At 50.5% G+C, this 19333-nt stretch carries 19 protein-coding genes and 1 tRNA gene; 1 reads left to right on the forward strand and 19 read right to left on the reverse strand.

The window, feature by feature from the left end:
- Window positions 1-4: 4 nt before the first annotated feature.
- From CFI03_RS11840 to nrdR, 10 genes are all read right to left on the reverse strand, one after another.
- A complete protein-coding gene (locus CFI03_RS11840; protein ID WP_162862753.1) occupies window positions 5-409 on the reverse strand; it encodes a DUF4830 domain-containing protein in 405 nt (134 codons plus the stop codon).
- A 366-nt stretch (window positions 410-775) separates the two neighbouring features.
- Window positions 776-1198 carry an OsmC family protein gene (locus CFI03_RS11845; RefSeq protein ID WP_116393760.1) on the reverse strand — a complete coding sequence of 141 codons (423 nt, stop codon included), beginning with the start codon at window positions 1196-1198 and terminating at the stop codon, window positions 776-778.
- A gap of 23 nt (window positions 1199-1221) precedes the next feature.
- Window positions 1222-1968: an amino acid ABC transporter ATP-binding protein gene (locus CFI03_RS11850; RefSeq protein ID WP_116393761.1), complete on the reverse strand. Its 747-nt coding sequence runs from the start codon at window positions 1966-1968 to the stop codon at window positions 1222-1224.
- Window positions 1969-1987: 19 nt separating this feature from the next.
- Window positions 1988-2632: an amino acid ABC transporter permease gene (locus tag CFI03_RS11855; RefSeq protein WP_116393762.1), complete on the reverse strand. Its 645-nt coding sequence runs from the start codon at window positions 2630-2632 to the stop codon at window positions 1988-1990.
- 91 nt (window positions 2633-2723) lie between these two features.
- Entirely contained in the window at window positions 2724-3620 is an 897-nt protein-coding gene (locus tag CFI03_RS11860) for a substrate-binding periplasmic protein (RefSeq protein ID WP_116393763.1), read from the reverse strand.
- A gap of 39 nt (window positions 3621-3659) precedes the next feature.
- Complete coding sequence (locus CFI03_RS11865; protein ID WP_116393764.1) at window positions 3660-4292, reverse strand: TetR/AcrR family transcriptional regulator; 633 nt, start codon at window positions 4290-4292, stop codon at window positions 3660-3662.
- A 603-nt stretch (window positions 4293-4895) separates the two neighbouring features.
- A tRNA-Ala gene (locus tag CFI03_RS11870) sits at window positions 4896-4971 on the reverse strand.
- A gap of 66 nt (window positions 4972-5037) precedes the next feature.
- Window positions 5038-6765: an SGNH/GDSL hydrolase family protein gene (locus CFI03_RS11875; RefSeq protein ID WP_116393765.1), complete on the reverse strand. Its 1728-nt coding sequence runs from the start codon at window positions 6763-6765 to the stop codon at window positions 5038-5040.
- Between the two features lie 92 nt (window positions 6766-6857).
- Window positions 6858-7241, reverse strand: a complete 384-nt coding sequence (locus CFI03_RS11880) for a VOC family protein (protein WP_116393766.1) — start codon at window positions 7239-7241, stop codon at window positions 6858-6860.
- A 73-nt stretch (window positions 7242-7314) separates the two neighbouring features.
- Window positions 7315-7782: a transcriptional regulator NrdR gene (gene nrdR, locus CFI03_RS11885; protein ID WP_015843146.1), complete on the reverse strand. Its 468-nt coding sequence runs from the start codon at window positions 7780-7782 to the stop codon at window positions 7315-7317.
- A 117-nt stretch (window positions 7783-7899) separates the two neighbouring features.
- Here nrdR and CFI03_RS11890 point away from each other — a divergent pair, with 117 nt between their 5' ends.
- Window positions 7900-8112: an alpha/beta-type small acid-soluble spore protein gene (locus CFI03_RS11890; RefSeq protein WP_116393767.1), complete on the forward strand. Its 213-nt coding sequence runs from the start codon at window positions 7900-7902 to the stop codon at window positions 8110-8112.
- Window positions 8113-8194: 82 nt separating this feature from the next.
- Here CFI03_RS11890 and CFI03_RS11895 read toward each other — a convergent pair whose 3' ends face one another.
- The 9 genes from CFI03_RS11895 to CFI03_RS11935 all read right to left on the reverse strand — a co-directional run bounded on the left by CFI03_RS11895 (window position 8195) and on the right by CFI03_RS11935 (window position 19187).
- Window positions 8195-8761 carry a lytic transglycosylase domain-containing protein gene (locus CFI03_RS11895; protein ID WP_116393768.1) on the reverse strand — a complete coding sequence of 189 codons (567 nt, stop codon included), beginning with the start codon at window positions 8759-8761 and terminating at the stop codon, window positions 8195-8197.
- The gene (gene coaE / locus CFI03_RS11900) at window positions 8758-9354 is read right to left on the reverse strand and encodes a dephospho-CoA kinase (RefSeq protein ID WP_116393769.1); all 597 of its coding nucleotides are present in this window, start codon (window positions 9352-9354) and stop codon (window positions 8758-8760) included. Before coaE ends, CFI03_RS11895 begins: the two co-directional genes overlap by 4 nt.
- 45 nt (window positions 9355-9399) lie before the next feature.
- Window positions 9400-10104: a sporulation membrane protein YtaF gene (gene ytaF / locus CFI03_RS11905; RefSeq protein ID WP_116393770.1), complete on the reverse strand. Its 705-nt coding sequence runs from the start codon at window positions 10102-10104 to the stop codon at window positions 9400-9402.
- Between the two features lie 113 nt (window positions 10105-10217).
- Window positions 10218-11081, reverse strand: a complete 864-nt coding sequence (gene mutM / locus CFI03_RS11910) for a DNA-formamidopyrimidine glycosylase (RefSeq protein ID WP_116393771.1) — start codon at window positions 11079-11081, stop codon at window positions 10218-10220.
- Window positions 11082-11181: 100 nt separating this feature from the next.
- A complete protein-coding gene (gene polA, locus CFI03_RS11915; RefSeq protein ID WP_116393772.1) occupies window positions 11182-13854 on the reverse strand; it encodes a DNA polymerase I in 2673 nt (890 codons plus the stop codon).
- 130 nt (window positions 13855-13984) lie between these two features.
- Window positions 13985-14656, reverse strand: a complete 672-nt coding sequence (phoU, locus tag CFI03_RS11920; RefSeq protein WP_041614094.1) for a phosphate signaling complex protein PhoU — start codon at window positions 14654-14656, stop codon at window positions 13985-13987.
- Between the two features lie 23 nt (window positions 14657-14679).
- Window positions 14680-15453 (reverse strand): phosphate ABC transporter ATP-binding protein PstB, encoded by a 774-nt coding sequence (gene pstB / locus CFI03_RS11925; protein ID WP_116393773.1) that lies wholly within the window; start codon window positions 15451-15453, stop codon window positions 14680-14682.
- A gap of 204 nt (window positions 15454-15657) precedes the next feature.
- Complete coding sequence (locus tag CFI03_RS11930; protein ID WP_116393774.1) at window positions 15658-16797, reverse strand: methyl-accepting chemotaxis protein; 1140 nt, start codon at window positions 16795-16797, stop codon at window positions 15658-15660.
- Between the two features lie 194 nt (window positions 16798-16991).
- Window positions 16992-19187, reverse strand: a complete 2196-nt coding sequence (locus CFI03_RS11935; protein WP_116393775.1) for a hypothetical protein — start codon at window positions 19185-19187, stop codon at window positions 16992-16994.
- Window positions 19188-19333 lie beyond the last annotated feature (146 nt).

Below are 19333 nucleotides of genomic sequence, written 5' to 3' on the forward strand. Positions count from 1 at the left end.
TTATTTATTTTATTAGTCCTTCTTTGATTAACTCTTCTTTATCCTTCAAAGAAAAAGTCCCAGGCACCCAACCTTCTGCACTTCCGTATCCACCAATAATATCTTCATTAACTTGATAAATGTCAGCGTATAATTTCTTTCCTGTTTTTTGTTTTTCTTTCAGTAAGTAGGTTGTAATATGAACTTCTTTATATGGCTTCAAATCAATACCTGTGTACATTGCATCCAAATCCACAGGTTTATTCGCATCTTGCGTTCTTTCGCTAAATTTTTCCTCAATATGCCAACCAAACGACAGAAGGTATTCAACAGGGTTAACATTATTTCGCTCCGTTGTTTCTTTACTGCAAATCAGGAACACAAGACAAAAAAACGCAAATAAAACTAGAATTTTCTTAATGAAATCCACCCCCGTCATTTTCTATTAGATTTGAGACGCAAAGACCCACATGAAGGTTGCAGTGTTTCAGCTATTCTGCCCGCTTAACGACGTTTACGAACATTCAAAAACTATATTTTTCTCAATCTAAATTTTATTTTTAGTCTAATCCATATTTTTTCGAATGAAATAATGACCTTACACGTAGAGCCCTGCAAAAAGTACTTTTTTTGAAAAATCAAAAAATCAGGGGTCAATAAACGATTCCCTGAACGAAAAATGAGCCTTAGACGCAATTCTAGAGGCTCATTTTTCATTGAATTTATTCTTTTTGTCATTGTCTTCTTTTATCTTCTTGTGCCAGACGAGAAGGATGTGAGAGGCGGGCGTGCTTTGTTAAGGCCGGAAAACTTCCTGACCGTTTAGAATCAATCTGTAGCTGATGTCGGCTTTCAGGGAATCCGATACGGCACAATATTTTTCCTTGCCCATTTCAATAGCTTTCCAAATCCGGTAATCCGGAATTTCCCCTTCAACGCGGAAAATCAGCTCAATGGCGGTAAAGCCGGTCGGATTCTGCTCTTTCCGGGTACCGTCCGCTTCGATCTCAAGCGAAGTGATCTGACCAAGAAACGAGTCCAGAATCATGGTGATGTCAATGCCGATACAGCCGGCCAGCCCGGCCAGCAGCAGCTCCATAGGCGTCGCGCCTTTGCCGTCGCCGCCGTATTTCGGCGTTGCGTCCATTCCTACCGGATAACCGGAATCCCCGACTGATGTGAACAAGCGTTTTCCATTCCAAGTTGTCATGACTTTCATGATGATTACCCGCTTTCTGTATTTTAATGCTCCTGAAGTTGATTGATAAACTTTCTGGATCTTTCGGACTTCGGATTCTGAAAAAATTTCTCCGGCTCCTGCTCCTCCACGATCACGCCGCCGTCCATAAACACGATTCGGTTAGCGACCTGGCGGGCAAATTTCATTTCATGGGTGACGATGACCATCGTCATCCCATCCCGGGCCAGCTGGCGCATAACCTCCAGCACCTCCCCGACAAGCTCGGGATCAAGGGCTGAGGTAGGCTCGTCAAACAGCATGATCGCCGGCTCCATCGCCAGCGCCCGGGCAATGGCCACCCGCTGCTGCTGGCCGCCGGACAGCCTGGAGGGATATTCGTCCTTCTTAACCAGCAGCCCAACCCGGTCCAGCAATCGTTCGCCGATCTTCACGGCTTCTGCCTTCTTCATCTTCTTCACCGTCATCAGCGATTCGATCACATTGCCAAGCGCTGTCTTGTGCGGATATAAGTTAAATTGCTGAAAAACCATTCCCGTATGACGACGAATTTCCCGGAAGCTAGCCTGTTTCTTCTTGGAAGGCATGCCCGCCTCCACTCGAACGCCATTAACCTCAAGCGATCCGCCGTCCAGCTCCTCAAGCCCATTCAGGCTCCTCAGCAGCGTGCTTTTGCCGGAACCGCTTGGTCCAAGCAAAACAACGATTTCTTTGGGAGCGACGCGCAGGTCGATACTCTTCAAAACCTCTAATCCGTTAAAAGACTTGGACAGTCCTGTCGTTTGAATCATGTTTGCTCCACCTCAAGCCTTAATATACTTTGGACAACTGTTTCTCGACCGCATTCAGAATGGCCGAGAACACCGTGCTCATGATCCAATACATGGCAGCAATCCCAAGGAAAAATGGCATGTAGACGTAATATTGGGCGATTAGAAGCTGCGCTGAACGAAGCAGCTCGGTTACCGTAATGGCGGACACCAGTGCGGTCTCCTTCAGCATGCCGATAAAGGTATTGCCCATAGGCGCAATGGCCACCCGGGCCGCTTGCGGCAGAATGATTCTTCTCATCGTCATCCAGCCCGTCATGCCTGTCGCATAAGCGGCCTCCGTCTGACCTTTGGGTATCGACTGAATCGCCCCTCTGAAGGTTTCGGACAGATAGGCACCTACGTTTATGCTCAATGCCACGTAAGCTGCCGTCAGCGGGCCCAGCGTAATTCCGTAATCGACAAGCCCGTAATAGACGATAAATATTTGGACGAGAAGCGGCGTACCGCGAATAATGGATACATATACGCGGGCGATTCCGCGGATCAGCCGGTTACCCTTTAATCGGGCAATCGCGACTACCAAGCCGATAATAAGTCCGAAAAACATGGATATAACGGTAACAAGCAGCGTATAATAAGCGCCTTTAAGCAAGAAAGGCAAGTTATCCCATACCAGATTCATTGTCGTTTGAATCCCCTTTTGATTCCTTGGTTAAAACGAGAAGGCCATGGCAGAATACGCATTCCTCATGGCCTTGTCCTTTTCACTTTTCTTACTCGGCCGATGGCTCTTCCCCAAACCATTTTTTGAAAATGGTCTTATAGGTACCGTCAGCTTTCATATCGGTCAAAGCTTTATCGAGTGCGGCCAGGAATTCCGGATTGTTTTTGCGGACCGCGATACCCGCCTGGTCGGATTTGATCGCGTCGCCTACCGCTTTAATTTTAAAGCCGTTTTTATCGACAATCGGTTTCAAGGCATACAGGTTGTTGATCGTGGCATCGATCCGGCCAGCATTCAAATCCTGCAGGGAAGTAATCACATCGTCATACGTTTTGATCTTGAAGCTCCCAACCTTCGGCAGCACTTCATTCCGTAGATAGGATTCATCGTTTGTGCCGAGTCCTACGCCGATATTTTTCCCTTTAAAGTTTTCCAGCTTCGTGATCGAGTTATTATTCTCTTTTACGATGATTTTAACTTGATTCGTAATATACGGCTGGGTGAAATCTATTTGCTGCTTGCGTTCATCGGTAATCGTAACCTGGCTTATAATGGCATCGATTTTGCCGGCTTGCAGGCTAGGGATCAGTCCGGAGAATTCCTGCGGAGCAAACTCGACTTTAACGCCGATGCGTTTGGCTGCTTCTTTTGCAATGTCGGCATCAAAACCATCGATTTCCTTGTTGTCGTTCAGGAAGTTGTAAGGCGCGTAAGTACCCATTAATCCTACTTTAATAACGCCCGCCGTTTTAACCTTGTTCAATAAATTATCTTCGCTTCCGGCATTTGCGGAGCTTCCGGCATTTGCGGCATTATTGGCAGGAGACGAGGTTGGCGCATTATTGCTTTTACTATTAGAACCGCAGCCGGCCAAAGCCAGAACAACGAGCAATAAGACGGACAACGTTAGGAACAGAGTATTTCTGGATTTCTTTTTGGTTAACATGCTTTTCTCTCCTATCTCTAATCTGTGTATGTGTACAAACTAAACGCCAAGCAGACCAAAAAACTCAAACCTGGCTGTCTCGGCGGCAAGCTGCTCAGCGGTTTTGAATTCGATCCCGCTGCCTGGCGGGGCGAACCCGAGCAACCAGCGTGAAATGACGCCTTCGATCAAGCTCATAATCATCGTGGCACGGAACTCGGCATCGATGGAACCCGGGAGCATCCCTAACTCGATTGCCCTGCGGATGTTAAGAAGAAAGGCATTCTCCAGAGCAGCTCTTGTCTCCCCAATCGCATGACGGATGGTTTCAACGCCTCCACCGCTGCCAAGAATAAGCTCTATTAAATACCGGTTGGACTCCGCAAACCGAAACAGCCTTTCGAGCAGAGCTTCGGAAGCGTGTACCATATCCTGCACGGATCCTGCTTCCCTCCGGTATCCTTGGCCGATGACGTCAAGCAGCTTTTCCCTTCCCTCTTTCACAAGCTCCAGCGCAATCGCTTCTTTGCTTTTGAAATACCAGTAAAACGTCCCTTGGGCCACACCGGCCTCAGCGACAATATCGGAAATTTTTGTAGCGTGATAACCGTCCTTGGCAAATCGCTTTAAGGCGATTTGCAGAATATGCTCTCTGCGCTCGCTATTGATTTGGGCTTCTTTCTCTCCGCTCAATCTGTTCCCACCTCCACCCGATTGACTAGTCAGTCAGTTAATGATTAAATCCTATAGGTTTTCTATGATATTGTCAAGCATTTATGAGCTGCTTAGTTACGCAATCGATAGCAAGCGCATAAAGCTTGCTTTATCGTTAGGTTTTACCATTCTGTCACGCCATTAAAAAGATCTTCATTATCCTTTTTATACCAGAATCCAAAAAACAGCGTTACGATTGCATGATCTACGCGAGGTGAAAACCCGTATGTTCTATTACTGAAAACAGGTACCTTACTGCCGATGATCATCTTAAAGAAAAAACCCTTGATAAACAAGGGTTTCGAGTCATTTTATTATGGTGGAGCCAAGGAGGAGCCGACTATGCTCTGCTCGTCTTCTCATCATGGGATGTCTGAATCTTTTATTGAATAGCGGAAGAAGCGTAATCGAAGATGACTTTTAGCGGTAGATTCACACGCCGTGCTCCTCCATTAGAAGCATGCCTTCGTGGCCTTCTCATTTCATTGCGTCCGCGCGGGCGAATCTATAGGGGTTCATCTCCCCCTTGGCATTCCACCAATAAAAAAACGCAACCGTTAAGGTTGCGTTAAAGTTCTTATTTGGTGGAGCCAAGGGGGATCGAACCCCTGACCTCATCGCTGCCAGCGATGCGCTCTCCCAGCTGAGCTATGGCCCCGGACTAGCAAAATAATAGCACAGACATTTCCACACTGTCAATCATTTTGCTTGTCTTTTTTTACATTCACTTCACATAGCCGAACCCTAGTATCGTAAACCTCTTGTCTCCCTGTCCGGAAGCCATTCTGATCTCGACGATATGCTCTCTTGTCTCTTGCTCGTTATACAGAATAACGGCATTGCAATGCGTCCAATTGATCGCATGAGGATCTGCGGTCACCACCAACTGACCGTCCACCAAGACCTCGGCACTGCCGAAATCCGGGCTGCCCGAGTCCTTGAACACTAGTAAAAGGCGCTTGCTATTAATGGTCATTCTGAAGTTGCTCTCTCCCGACTCAGCCGAATGCATCCAATTATGAGGGAACTGCGGCGTTCCGAAGGGATTGCTGTCCATCTCAACGAAATGCAAGTCGATGTCGCTCTGATCGAACCCACCCGCTTCTACCGAAGCAACACCTTCATAGCTGCTCCGATCCAGCAACCGCACATCCACGAAATCATTCCCGATAACCGGGAGCTTATCGGTCACTATGTCTTCTGCATCCTCCACCGAACGATCCGTCTCTTCGAATAAATAGGCCAAGCAATCCGCCATGACGGTGTGGCCAACATTCGTCGGATGATAGATATCGTAGAAGAATTGCCTTTTGGAAACGACATTCCCTTCTTGCTTGGTCAGCTTGAACTGATCGACCACGGCATCCTTTACGCTTACCATTGGAAGATCGTAATGCCATCCGACAGGAGAAAGACGGTCCTGCAGGTTCCAGTCGTTCACAAATACGCTAAACAATAAAATAACGGCCGGCGCGTTGGCCGCGTTGAGGGCTTTGAGCACCAGACTTTCGTAACAGTTCCCTTTTGTCTCGTCCCCTGCATCGTTTACGGCAAACTCAACGATAACGATATCCGGCTCGGAAGCTCCATCCCGCAAAATATCCCGGTCATAACGGATCATTCCAAGCTCGGAAGGCGTACCCCCGACTCCGGCTTTAATAAGATGAATATGGTTACCGTCAGCTCCAACCTCACCATACATTCTTTTAAAACGTTCATAAGCTTTAAACGCATAACACTCCGTATGAATCGGCTTCGCCCCTGCTCCTTGCGTTATGGAACCGCCTATATAGGCAATGGTGACATCCTCGCCTCGTCTTGCCTTCTCCATAGCGGCCTTTAACCGTTTGGTATTGCCTCTATTCAACAGCGATTTGGCGATCATCCCGCGGTAAGCATCCGTCCCGAATTCAACCGGTGTTTCAACTTCCTTCTCCGGAACTTCGTATCCATCATTCAGGTACAGCCTTATACTTACTGTCGCAAGGACGCCGGCTTGGTCAAATTCAAAAGCAAACTTACCGGGCACGTCATCATCCGCTGACCATTCGATATCGGCTAAGACAACTACATTCTCCGAGCCGTCTGTTTCACAAGGAATCCGGATCCGGGTGCCTGACTCGTATTTGCTTGTTTTCCCCCAATTCTCCAGACTGAAGAATACGTCCGATCGGTTGCTGTCATCATGAAGGTTCACCGTTATTCCCATGCTATGTACCAGCTGGCGAAACCCATTACAGCTAGATAGAAGCGTCAATATTCCCTCGTCCTCAACGCCACCGGAAAATTTGGCTTTCTCGCTCAGCCTTCCTTCCAGGTAAATCTCTTCCGTAAACTTCCCGTCTTGACGAGGGCTAGCTTCTATTATGGTATCGTAGAGAATAAAAAATCCGCTTCGTTTCTCGTTCGGATCTTTAGGTGCTGCCGGACCTGTAAAGCTGCTATTCCGCAAAGCTATCGCCTCCTGCTCCGAGTATCTCTATTCATTATAGAGAAACATCAATCGAGCCCGCGCGGTAGAAATTAAAGATGTTATAGAAGAAATTACGCATAATTCGACACTTCCACCAGATTAAAATCCGGATCGCGAAAATACACCGATACGATTGTCCCTACTGCCCCCGTACGGGCGACCGGTCCTTCTTCGACTTGCACCTCGCAAGCAGCCAGATGCCGGATGACTTCATCCATCGGCGTCTTCGTAACGAGGCAAAAATCCGCAGACCCCGGACGAGGGTTCCTTGCCTTCGGTTCAAATTCTTTACCCGCTTCATGCAGGTTGAACTTCTGCCGGCCGAATAGCAGCGCCTTTCGGTTATCGCCAAAGACGATGACCTCCATATTCAGCACCTTTTCGTAAAAAGCTGCCGTCTTCTCAATACTGGCCACGGTTAATACAAGATGATCCAATGCTTCAATCTTTACCATTTCCTCAACTCCCGGCTTGTATAGATGCAAAAATAGTCCAACCCGTATAGGGAGGACTATTCACGCAGTAAAATTAATTGTTCATTGGATGTTTGGATAACAAGCTGTTCAGTTCCTTCATGAACATGTCGATGTCCTTGAACTGTCTGTACACGGATGCAAAGCGCACATAAGCCACTTCGTCAACCGGATACAGCTGGCTCATCACGATCTCGCCGATCTCGCGGCTTTCGACTTCCGCGAGCGCTGTCGTCCGGAGCTCCTTCTCTACTTCGGAGACGATGACCTCGAGTCGTTCAACCGAGACGGGACGCTTCTCGCATGCACGGATCAGACCGCGCAAAATTTTATCGCGGCTGAATTCTTCCCGGCTCCCGTCCTTCTTAATTACAATAAGCGGTGTTTCCTCGATCATCTCGAAGGTTGTAAAACGGCGGCTGCATTTTTCGCATTCACGCCGTCTGCGGATGGACTTGTTCTCGTTAGCTGGCCTGGAATCAAGCACTTTCGTACCGGCAAAATCGCAGTAAGGGCATTTCATTTTTTTCACTCCTTCCGAATCCTGTTTTTATTTTTAAAGAAATTTCCAGTCGTTACCTGAATGAAGTTGCGAATTCCGCACATAATACATTTACCAACCGCAAGGAGGTGAACATCAATGAGCTCGAACAACAGCAACCAAGTACTTGTACCGCAAGCTACTGCAGCACTGGACCAAATGAAATATGAGGTCGCTCAAGAGCTGGGCATTGCGTTGTCGCAAGACGGTTACTACGGCAACCTGCTTACTAAAGACGCAGGCTACATCGGGGGTAACATTACTCGCCGCCTAGTGCAAATTGCCGAACAATCCCTTGCTGGCCGCCAATAATGATTTCATCAGTCATGTATAACAGATGCTTTGGCTGTTCCGTCCTGAAGCGGCGGACAGCCAAGGCTTCTTCTTGTCCAAGTTAAATAACAGGATAAAGATCTTTGTACTTATTATAATAATAAATAACGCGTTGTACATAGTGACGGGTTTCCCCATACGGAATTTGATCCGTTGTGTCCAGCTTGCCATCCCATTTCCCCGTATCCAGCCACTTTTTTACATTGCCGGGACCGGCATTGTAAGCGGCAATAACGGCTACCGTATTCTGCTTGAACTGTTTGTGCAAGGACTGCAAATACCATGCCCCTACCTCGATACTGACATCCGGCCGATTCTGCAGCATATCTTTTGTGATATTGTTGAAATCCGCCTGCTTCACGATCCAGTCCGCCGTATCCGGCATAATCTGCATGAGGCCAAGCGCCCCTTTTTTGGAGACTTGTCCGGTCGAATAATTCGTTTCCGTCCGTATAATTGCCGCAATCAGATGCGGATCAACACCGTAATTTGATGCGCTTGCGCGTATGTCTTCTTTATATTGAATCGGATACATCATCCGGGCAAGCCAATTGGAATTAAGAAATAAGACGCCAATGAAGCCAATGAGCAGAATAAGCAGCACTCTTTTCCGAAGTAACCACTTCATGGCAATCCCTTGCTCTTCCAGAAATCGCCCACCTGCCGCCTAGTCTCGTCAAGTGAACCGCTGTTATCAATAACCCAGTCCGCACGGCCTCTCTTCTGCTCAATGTCCATTTGAAGTCCAATGCGTCTCTGTGCTTCCTCTTCCGCTATACCGTTCCGTTCCATCAGCCTTTTTAACTGCAGCGCCTGAGGAACGTAAACGACCATCACCCCGTCGTACAGCTTTTCTTGACCCGTCTCGTACAAAAGAGGGATATCCGCAACGACCAATTGCCGGGGGTTCTGCTCTTCATACTGCCTTATCCGCTGCTGCATGCGGTTACGTATTGCCGGATGAAGGATATTCTCAAGCTGCGCGAGCAAATCGCGGTTGTTGAACACAATACCGCCAAGCGCCTTCCTATCCAATGTTCCGTCCGTATGTATAACAGCTTGTCCAAACGCGGAGGCGACCGCTTCTAAAGCCGGTTCGCCGGGCATAACAACTTCTCTCGCAACCTGATCAGCATCGACCAGCATCGCACCGCGTTCCGCCAGCATGGCAGCCACGGTGCTTTTGCCGGTAGCGATCCCGCCGGTTAAACCGATCTTCATTAGCTTTCACCCCGTTCAAGTAACTCCTGCGTATTGCTTGTGACTCTATAACAGCTTTAAAATACCGATTATGATTAATAAAATGCCCGGAAGCACCGATATCGCCTGCATGCCTTTCCAGTTCGAGAACCGGAAGCCAAACCGCATTCCGCCTAGCAGGAATAAAGCACTCGCAGCAGCAATCATAATAGGCGTTAATAAAGGAGATAATCCGATCATAGCCGCTCCGATTCCGGCGCCGAATGCGTCGAACGACAAGGCTACGCCAAGCATTAACGCTTCGGTAGCGGAGATCGTTCCCGACTTATCCACGTCGGCGGCTTGCGGAGTCCGCAATATTTGTATAACCAATCCCAGGCGCTTCAATTCAACGATCACGACAAGAACCGGATGCGTGCGGTCAATCAGCTCCTGATTGGTCCCCGCCGGATGATCCGAATCTCCTTCGGCCTGGCCTTCGGCAGCTCCCGCTTCCCGGCTGCTTCGCCTAAGCTGCAACAGCGCCCAAGTGCCAATGCCGACAAGTACAACCGCTCCAATCAGCTTAGCCACAAAAGGCGATAAATACCCCGTAATCCATGAACCCACTATCATCGATAAAAAGATGACCAAACCTGAGCAACATGCGATAATGACAACCGACAAGAGCGGTATTCTTATTCGCCGCAATCCGTATGTCACGCCTACTCCGAAGCCGTCCACACTGACGGCAAAAGCAAGCACCAGCAAAGAAGCAAAATGCGCGAACAACCCGCAGCCCTCCCCGCATACCGGATGTCTCTAGCTGCGCCAACGCGCTTATCTAGACATCCGCCTATTGTTCGTAACAACAATAGCATATGCGGGGAAATCGTTACGGTGCATTAAACCTGCGGGACGGCCCTTTTGCGTGCCTTGGGCAAAGGCTGGCAGCTTGCGCAGGTATGCGTTCCTCTTCCGCCCACAACCGACTTCTCGATTAATCTGCCGCAGCTTGTGCAAGGCTCGTCTTTCCTGCCGTACACCAGCAGCTGGTGCTGGAACATTCCCATCTCGCCTTGTCCGTTCACATAGGATTTGATGGATGAGCCTCCTGCCGCAACAGCCTTCGCAAGCGTCGATACGATCGCCTCATGGAGACGGATCCATTCCGCCTTCTTCAAGGAATCGGCCGTCCGCTCCGGATGAATGCCCGCAAGGAACAAAGCCTCATCCACATAAATATTGCCAAGCCCCACCACATATTCCTGATTTAGAAGAAGCGGCTTGATTAAGCCTGATTTTTTTCCAAGCAAACCTCTCAAGGCCTCCGCTGTAAAAGCCTCATTCTCCAGCGGCTCGAGACCAAGCTTGCTCAGCGGCTTCATCTCGAATTCCGTTCCCGGCTCGAACAGATGCATGGTGCCGAATTGGCGTACATCCTTATATCTTAGATCCGTTCCGTCATCGAAGTGGAACAGGACATGCGTATGAAGCTCAACAGGCTCGTCGCTTGGAAATACGCCGTACCGCCCTTCCATCCGAAGATGGGAGACCAGCACGAGACCGTCCAGCACGATTCTCAAAAACTTTCCGCGACGCTCAACCGTTTGGATCGTCCGTCCGGCAAGCGCCCTTTCGAACGCCTCCGGTTCAGCCGGGCGTTGTATGATACGCGGCAGCTTCACTTCTACCGAAGCAATTCGCTTGCCTGCGACTAATTCAATTAAAGTTCTTCTAACCGTTTCTACCTCTGGTAATTCAGGCATTCTTATTCACCTCAAACCCATTATACCCGATTCGGCTGGGCTGCGGGACGGGATACTTTTGTCAATCCCGTTGCTTAGGCGAAACTTTCGCTGCCGAGTATTACTTCGCCTCGTACCAGTTGACTCCGTAATTCACGTCCGCCTTCAGAGGCACATCCAGCTTCAGCGCCCCGGCCATGGTGCTTGGAACAAGCTCCTTCATAAGCTCAAGCTCCTCTTCCGGAACCTCGAATACCAATTCGTCATGCACCTGCAGCAGCATGCGGCTTTTCAGACCGCGCTCACGGAGCGTCTCGTCCATGCGCACCATAGCCAGCTTGATAATATCGGCTGCCGTACCCTGAATCGGGGTATTCATCGCCGTACGTTCCGCGAAGGAGCGCAGATTGAAATTGGAGGCCTTAATATCCGGCAGATAACGGCGGCGCTCCAGCAAGGTCGTCACAAATCCGTCGCGACGGGCTTGCATAACAATATCGTCCATATACTTGCGTACGCCCTGGAACACCTCGAAATACTGCTCAATGAACTTCGCGGCTTCCTTGCGGGTAATATTCAAGTTCTGGGATAGACCAAAATCGCTGATGCCGTATACGATACCGAAGTTAACCGCCTTCGCCGAGCGGCGCATATTCGAATCCACTTGATCAGCCGATACGCCGAATACGTCCATCGCTGTTTTCGTGTGAATATCCATATCGTTAATAAAAGCTTCCTTGAGCCGCTCGTCGCCGGAAATATGGGCGAGAACGCGCAGCTCGATCTGCGAATAGTCCGCCGCAAGGATATACCAGCCCGGCTCGGATGGCACAAACGCCTTGCGGATCTGACGGCCTTCCTCAAGCCGGATCGGAATGTTCTGCAGATTCGGGAACTGGCTGCTGAGACGTCCCGTTGCCGCAATGGTTTGACGGTAATACGTATGAATTTTGCCCGTTTCCGGACGAACCTCTTTCAGAAGACCTTCAATATACGTGGACTGCAGCTTGGACAAAGTACGGTAATGCAGAATCAACGGAACGATCTCGTGATAAGGAGCCAGCTTCTCCAATACTTCCGCGTCTGTCGAATAGCCGGTCTTCGTCTTCTTCTGTACGGGAAGTCCGAGCTTTTCAAACAATACCTCGCCAAGCTGCTTAGGAGAGCCGATGTTGAACTCCATTTCAGCCAAGCGGTAGATTTCGCTCACGGCTGCGGATAGCTTGCTCTCCAGCTCGCTGCCGAGACGCTCCAGCTCGGCTTTTTCAACCTTGATGCCTTGGCGCTCCATCCCGGCCAGCACAACGGACAACGGCTGTTCCAGCTCGTAATACAGCTCGTTCATGCCCCGCTTCTCGAGATCTGCGCGCATCAGAACCGTAAGCTTACGGACGGCATCCGCCTTCACGGACAGATGGCGGTACAACGTCTCGTTGTCCGGTACTTTGAATTTGGCGCCCTTGCCGTACACCGCTTCGTCATGAGGAACCGAAGACTGGCCGTAACGGTCGCATAACGCATTTAACGTCAGGTTCGTGTCGGTCGGGTCGAGCAGATAGGCGGCTAACTGCACGTCAAACGCCACGCCGCGCCATTCGATTCCTCTCCAGCCAAGCGCTAGCTCCGTTTTATGCGTATCAAAACCGTTTTTAGGCTTGTCCGCATCCTCGAGCCATTTCCGCAGCTCCGCCGCGAAAGGTTGTTGAAGCGCCGATACAGGCACAACGTACGCCTTATCCCCAACCGCCGCGGCAAGTCCCAATACTTCCGCCTGATGCGGATTTTCGCCGATTGCTTCCACATACAAGCCATGCTCCGTACTTTGCAATGCGGACAGCATGTCCTTCAGCGCTTCACCGTCATTATCGGATTCAATAACCACGATGTTAAGCTCTACAGCGGGAGCAGCCGATTCGCCACCTTTCGCGCCTGCTCCATTCAGATCCAGCCGCTCGATAAGCGACTTGAATTCCAGCTTGCGGAACGCATCGGCAAGCGTAGCCGGCTGGTAACCTTCGTAACGGATATCCTCTGCGCTATGCTCAAGAGGTACCTCGCGGAAGATCGTAGCCAGCTTTTTGCTCATGATCGCATCGTCTTTATGCGTCTCGACCTTTTCTTTCATCTTGCCTTTGAGGCTATCGGTATTCGCCAACACTTCCTCGACCGTGCCGAACTCATGCAGCATCTTCAGCGCCGTCTTCTCGCCTACGCCCGGAATACCCGGAATATTATCCGATGCATCGCCCATCAGTCCCTTAAGATCGATGATCTGCATCGGCTTCAATCCGTATTTCTCTTCAATGGCAGCCGGGGAATAGTGCTCGACCTCGCTGATCCCTTTGCGCGTAATCGCTATCGTAACGTTGTCCGAAGCGAGCTGCAGCATATCCTTATCGCCCGTTACGACCAGCGTCTCAACCTTCTGCTCATCGGCAAGACGCGTCAGCGTTCCGATAATATCGTCGGCTTCGTAGCCGGACAGCTCGAATTGCGAAATGCCGAAGGCCTTCAGCAAATCCTTCATTACCGGGAATTGCTCCGACAGCTCCGACGGCGTTTTCGCGCGGCCGCCTTTATATTCGGTATAGCCTTCATGGCGGAATACCACTTTACCCGCATCGAATGCAACCAGCACATGGGTTGGCTTCTCGTCTTCCAGCAATTTAAGCAGCATCGTCGTAAATCCAAACACCGCGTTTGTATGTAAACCTGCTGAATTCGTAAGCGGCGGCATCGCATAAAAGGCACGGTTTGCGATACTATTGCCATCAATCAATATCCACTTGTCCATTCAGACACCTCACCTAATCATTCTACCCTCTATCATACCATATTTATGAAGCAAACTTCTCGCCGGCGGCCGGCCATAATAAAAAGCCTGTTACCCGAGTCACTCGGATAACAGGCTTCTTTTTAACTTCTTAAATGCTATGCTGCGTGTTCAAGTCAGGACGTTTGTTGGTTACGAGGTATACGACGCTTTCGCCGATGTTGGTCGCGTGGTCACCAATCCGCTCGATATTGCGGGCTACGAAGTTCAGAACCGTTGCCTGCGAGATGTTACGCGGGTTCTCCATCATAAGCGACAGCAGCTCGCGCGAGATTTGAGCGCAAAGCGCATCGACCTGATCGTCTTCCGTTGCCAGCTTGTAAGCCAGGTCCACGTTTTCCTGCACGAAGGATTGAATCGATTCGTACGTCATCGTCTGTACGATTTCCGCCATGCGCGGCAAGTCGATCAACGGCTTGATAAGCGGCTGGCCTTCGAGACGGATAACAAACTTCGCAATGTTTACGCAAAGATCGCCCATTCTCTCCAGATCGGAGGCGATCTTGAACGCAGCCAGAATCCGGCGCAGATCCTTCGCAACCGGCTGCTGCGTCGCAATCAATTTCGAGCCAAGATCGGTAATCTTGTCCTCCAGATTGTTCAAATGCTGGTCATTGTTGATAATCGCTCTTGCCTTTTCCGTATCCGTGCCGCTCAGCGCCTTCATCGAATCAACAAGCGCTTCCTCCACGAACGTTCCCATTTCAACGAGCAGATTATGAAGCTGCTCCAAGCCGTGGTCAAACTCTTTTCTTGTCGTCATCATTTGTACAACTCCCCCTTGTGTTAGCCGAAACGTCCGCTAATATAGTCTTCCGTACGCTGGTCGCTTGGATTGGAGAACAGCTTCTCCGTCTCCGAGAACTCCACAACCTCGCCGTTCAAGAAAAATACCGTTTGATTCGATACACGAGCCGCTTGATGCATGTTATGCGTAACCATAACAATCGTATAACGGTCTTTCAGCTCTTGCGCCAATTCTTCAATCTTCAGCGTGGAGATCGGGTCAAGCGCCGAAGTCGCCTCGTCCATGAGCAGAACATCCGGATTAACGGCAATCGCGCGAGCAATGCAAAGACGCTGCTGCTGGCCGCCGGAGAGGCTAAGCGCGGAGCGCTTCAAATAATCCTTCACTTCATCCCACAGTACAGCCGACTTCAGACTTGTCTCGACAATCTCGTCCAGCTGCTTCTTGTTCGTAATCCCATGGAGGCGCGGACCGTACGCTACGTTGTCATAGATGGATTTCGGAAAAGGATTCGGCTGCTGGAACACCATACCCACCTTTTTGCGAAGCGTCTCGACATCTACGTCGCTAGAGTAAATTTCCGTTCCGCCAATCGCGATGCTGCCTTCGATTCTGGTGCCCGGGATCATGTCGTTCATCCGGTTAAGCGTGCGGAGCAGCGTCGATTTGCCGCAGCCGGAAGGTCCGATAAACGCGGTGATCGCTTTCTCGGGAATCGTAAGCGATACATCCTTCAGAGCATGGAAAGCTCCGTAATACAAATTCAATTTGTTAATGTTAATTAAGGGTTGCGTCTGCAATAAAGTTTGCATGATCGTTCTCCTCCGTATATGCATGGATAATGAACAGCAGCCCCAGATGAACGAGTTTCACTGAGGCTTGGCCATTCATTTCGAATCATAACCGTAAGTATAATGGGTAACCTATTGGATAATCGTAAATTGCGTTTTTATCTCTGACGTATCTATCCTACTAGCCGTTTGTAAATCGGGTATTGTCGTTTTGTAAATTCCGTGTTAAAAATAGGACCCCAGAAGCTTATCGATCTCCTTGGAGACATGTACCGTCTGCTGATAAGCCTGCTCTGACAGCTTGCCAATCTGCTCCGTGCTGTTCTTGCTGTTCGCGGATGCCTGGAACAGGTGACTGAACACGCTGCCTGCTTCTTGAACGCATGACTCGCTGACTACGGCTTCTTCCCGGCCTTCGCGCGCAAGCGAAGCGGTCTGTTCAATCGCCGCGACAATCGTCTTCGTCAGCGTCGTAATCGCCTCGGCGGAACGCTTCGTTTCACTGGCGAGCTTCATCACCTCGCCGGCTACTACCGCAAAACCTCTGCCATGCTCGCCCGCGCGCGCCGCTTCGATGGAAGCGTTAATGGCCAGCAGGTTGCTCTGCTCCGCGAGCTCTTTGATCAGCTTGGAGACATGGCTGATGGAGCCCGCTTCAGCCTGCAGCTCGTTCATCCGCTGCTCCTGCTGCATCGAATTCGCGGCAAGCTTCCCGAACGCTGCGGTTACCTTGTCCAGCTGATTTTTGCCGCTTAACGTCAGGTCCACTATATCCGCGGAAATCTGCTTCCCTTGCAAGGCCGATTGGCGCACCGAGCTTACGGCCTCGTCGATCTCTTTCACCCGGCCGCCAACGCTGTTGATTGTTTTTACCTGCCCGTCCACCGCTTCCTGCTGAAGCTGCCTGGACATCCGAAGCAGATCCGACACGGTCAATATCCCGACAATCAGTTCTTCTCTGGTTACAATTACGCAGTTATATAGAACGTTGTCGTCACGTTTTAGAGCATTATCGATTAATTGCTGCGGGGAATAGGTCTGATCGACGATCAACGGGGACGGATCCATCAGTTCCGATACCGGCTTTTCATAATACAGATCTACGCCAAACCTCTGGCTGAGCCGCATAAAAAATTGATTGCGCATCATAAGACCAACCGGCTTGTCCTTATCTATCCCCTCACCGGCTATAACGACGCATTCACTGTCCGGATATTGCTTGAATAACGCAATGGTATCTTTGCAGGAACAGGAGGCTGCGATCACCGGCGCCTTGCGAACGTACTCCAGCAGGCGGGTTGAGGTCGGGGCAGCAGCTTCAACTTGTTTCTCTTGCGGTTGACGATCCAATACAGCAATGGTCATAGTCTCTCACCTTTCTTTCTATGGACTCCTTTAGCCCTACTATAGGGCTTAAGCATCAATTCCATTTCATAGAAATGTTTTCGCAGCGTAAAAAGTTATCGGAAAATACCGGTTTATCGTTGAAGCAATCCGCATATGGCCAAAAATAAAAATAACGGCGCATCTCTGCGCCGTTATTCTTTAAACTTCCCTCGTTAGCTCCAGGCCGCTTCCACCAATACGCCTTCCGGCTTGCCTGGGTGACGGATAAGCAAAGTTCCCGAAGCTTCATCATAGGCGTAATCCGCCTTAAGTCCATCCGCCGTTACCGAATTCGGAACCGTGGCGGCAAGCAAACGAATGCTGACCGTCATATCCGACGGGCTCTCCGAACGGAACGAAATCGTCCTCGCGTCCGCCGTCACATCCTCGATACGCGAAGAGCCGACCAGAACTTTAGCCGCTTGGCCGTCACCGGCTGCCCCCGCAGCTTCCAAATCATATAACAAGCAATTATCGCCCGGCTTCAGCGCAACGTTACGGACAATCGGAAGTTCGTCCTCGAACAGGTCGATAAACCTTCCTTCGAGTGTACTCCCGTCGGTAACGTTGCTCTCATCCAGGGCTTGCGCAATGACATAAGGACCGCGCTTGATGCGGAGAATTCCGCTTTCCCGGTAAGCATCCGCTTCGCCTCTAAGCTTCAGCGCCAGCTTCACGCAATCGCGGACGGAATCCGCTCCTTCGCTTGTACGCGAAAGAGCAGCCGGATGTACGCGTCGCACAAGAACGAATCCGTCCCCGTAGGCATACTCGCCATCCTCCTGATTGGCCGCTAACCCGAGCGTTTCGAACAGATGCTGGTCCGGACTCTCGTAAGAGCGGCGGCTTCCTTCCCGGTTCCACCATTCGCGCACACCGTGGAAAGCGTCCGATCCGTCGCCGACATAGATAAGCACGCCGCCGTCTCTGACCCATCCCGCAATAGCTTGGTGCAAGCCGGCGTTCTCAGGCTTCATGAACTCATAGCTGAGCAGCAGCACTTTGTAGTCATCTAGATATCCCGGGAAGGCAAGCGCGTTATCCAGCTGCACCGGACGCAGCGGAACGCCATGCTTCACAAGAGGCAGCGCCAGTCCGTAAAACGCGGAGAAATCCAGCAGCTCCCGTTGTTCAGGCGACAGCATATCCGACGTTGTCACGCCGCCTTCTTTTTTGCCTGTAGAGATTTCAGGTTCTTCCGGCAGAACATCGCCGCGCTGGTACATAGCCGAATTGGACAAAAGCAAACCGATGCCGCTTGTATAGACGTCAGTCTGCTCTTCCTCATGATGATGAAGATCCCGAAGCACATTCATCACCGTAAGCAGAACGGTCTTGTAACTAGCCGGTATTCCTTCCTTGCCTGTGCCGTCCTCCGTCGGATAGCCGCGCGTGAATACCCTCCATGGCCAAGGGCAGACCTCAAACTTCGATACTCCGGGATGAAGCAGGGAAGCGACAACCGTCGCGCGGTAGTTATAGCGGTAATCGCTCCAGGTATAGCGGGGATTATCCTCGATCGGATCGTGAAGAAACCACATGTCCCTTCCCGTACCGCGGGTCAGCTCCTGCATGACGCCGTATTCCAGGAATGCCGTCTCGAAGGTACGCTCCCGCCGGATGCCCTGGTATACATTTGGCGTTCTTGCCGTACCCGTCCAGATCTGCGCGATAAATCCGTCGCAGGACGGCATCGACACAAGCAGCGCCTCCGGACTGATAATGCGCCATTGCGTGTAGTTAATCAAGCTGTGAGTAGGAACATAGAACCGAACCTGGCGGTTATACGTAACGAGCGCGTATTCCTTCATCTGCGCGCAGAGCCGGTCAAGGGCGCGGTAATACAGGTACGCCTTCAGCTTCGAAGCCCGGTATTGTGCGTCCGGCGATAAGTGAGGAGCCGTCCACGGCTCCCCGTAATAGGTCAGCCACTCGCGCTTGAACGCCTCGGAATAGCCCGATGCCGCCCAGTACTCCGGTTCCTCCAGATGGATCGCTTCGACGCCGCAGTCAATCGCCTTCTTGATATAAGTCGCCAAATATTCGGAGAAAGCGATCGTCGGGTCCATATACGGCACGTCTTTCCCATGCTGAATATAGTTACCGAACCGGTCCATCTGAGCTTCGTCCCAGTGATTTCTTCCGTCGAATTTCTCGTATAAATAATCCTGGTACTCACCCCACGAGACGCCGGTCATGAGATGAATCGTATAGCCGGCTTTCCTCCAGCCCTCGATTCGTTCCTCCAGCTTATCCGACAACCCGTAGACCATGGCAAAATCCGTTCTAAGATCATACTTCGGCCCATAAGGACGCGATTCTTGAAATCCCGTCCACTCGGCGCGTTCATGCTGTTTCCCCACTCGCATGATGCCTCCTTTGCAGCCGAACCGTTCGTTCGGCCTGTCTTCTTCATTTGGTTGCGAAAGCCATTAAGAGGATTCGGAAAATCGGAAAGTACTTGAAGTAGTTCTTGCCCACATATTAATATAAATATTAGATATAATCAATATTT

It is taken from the genome of Paenibacillus sp. ATY16 (assembly GCF_003399985.2).
Lineage (GTDB): Bacteria > Bacillota > Bacilli > Paenibacillales > Paenibacillaceae > Pristimantibacillus > Pristimantibacillus glycanilyticus.

Coding starts and splice junctions, on each gene's coding strand:
- CFI03_RS11845 (WP_116393760.1), bottom strand. CDS start 1,198: ATGAAAGTCATGACAACTTGGAATGGAAAACGCTTGTTCACATCAGTC.
- CFI03_RS11850 (WP_116393761.1), bottom strand. CDS start 1,968: ATGATTCAAACGACAGGACTGTCCAAGTCTTTTAACGGATTAGAGGTT.
- CFI03_RS11855 (WP_116393762.1), bottom strand. CDS start 2,632: ATGAATCTGGTATGGGATAACTTGCCTTTCTTGCTTAAAGGCGCTTAT.
- CFI03_RS11860 (WP_116393763.1), bottom strand. CDS start 3,620: ATGTTAACCAAAAAGAAATCCAGAAATACTCTGTTCCTAACGTTGTCC.
- CFI03_RS11880 (WP_116393766.1), bottom strand. CDS start 7,241: ATGGTAAAGATTGAAGCATTGGATCATCTTGTATTAACCGTGGCCAGT.
- nrdR (WP_015843146.1), bottom strand. CDS start 7,782: ATGAAATGCCCTTACTGCGATTTTGCCGGTACGAAAGTGCTTGATTCC.
- CFI03_RS11890 (WP_116393767.1), top strand. CDS start 7,900: ATGAGCTCGAACAACAGCAACCAAGTACTTGTACCGCAAGCTACTGCA.
- CFI03_RS11895 (WP_116393768.1), bottom strand. CDS start 8,761: ATGAAGTGGTTACTTCGGAAAAGAGTGCTGCTTATTCTGCTCATTGGC.
- coaE (WP_116393769.1), bottom strand. CDS start 9,354: ATGAAGATCGGTTTAACCGGCGGGATCGCTACCGGCAAAAGCACCGTG.
- mutM (WP_116393771.1), bottom strand. CDS start 11,081: ATGCCTGAATTACCAGAGGTAGAAACGGTTAGAAGAACTTTAATTGAA.
- polA (WP_116393772.1), bottom strand. CDS start 13,854: ATGGACAAGTGGATATTGATTGATGGCAATAGTATCGCAAACCGTGCC.
- phoU (WP_041614094.1), bottom strand. CDS start 14,656: ATGACGACAAGAAAAGAGTTTGACCACGGCTTGGAGCAGCTTCATAAT.
- pstB (WP_116393773.1), bottom strand. CDS start 15,453: ATGCAAACTTTATTGCAGACGCAACCCTTAATTAACATTAACAAATTG.
- CFI03_RS11930 (WP_116393774.1), bottom strand. CDS start 16,797: ATGACCATTGCTGTATTGGATCGTCAACCGCAAGAGAAACAAGTTGAA.
- CFI03_RS11935 (WP_116393775.1), bottom strand. CDS start 19,187: ATGCGAGTGGGGAAACAGCATGAACGCGCCGAGTGGACGGGATTTCAA.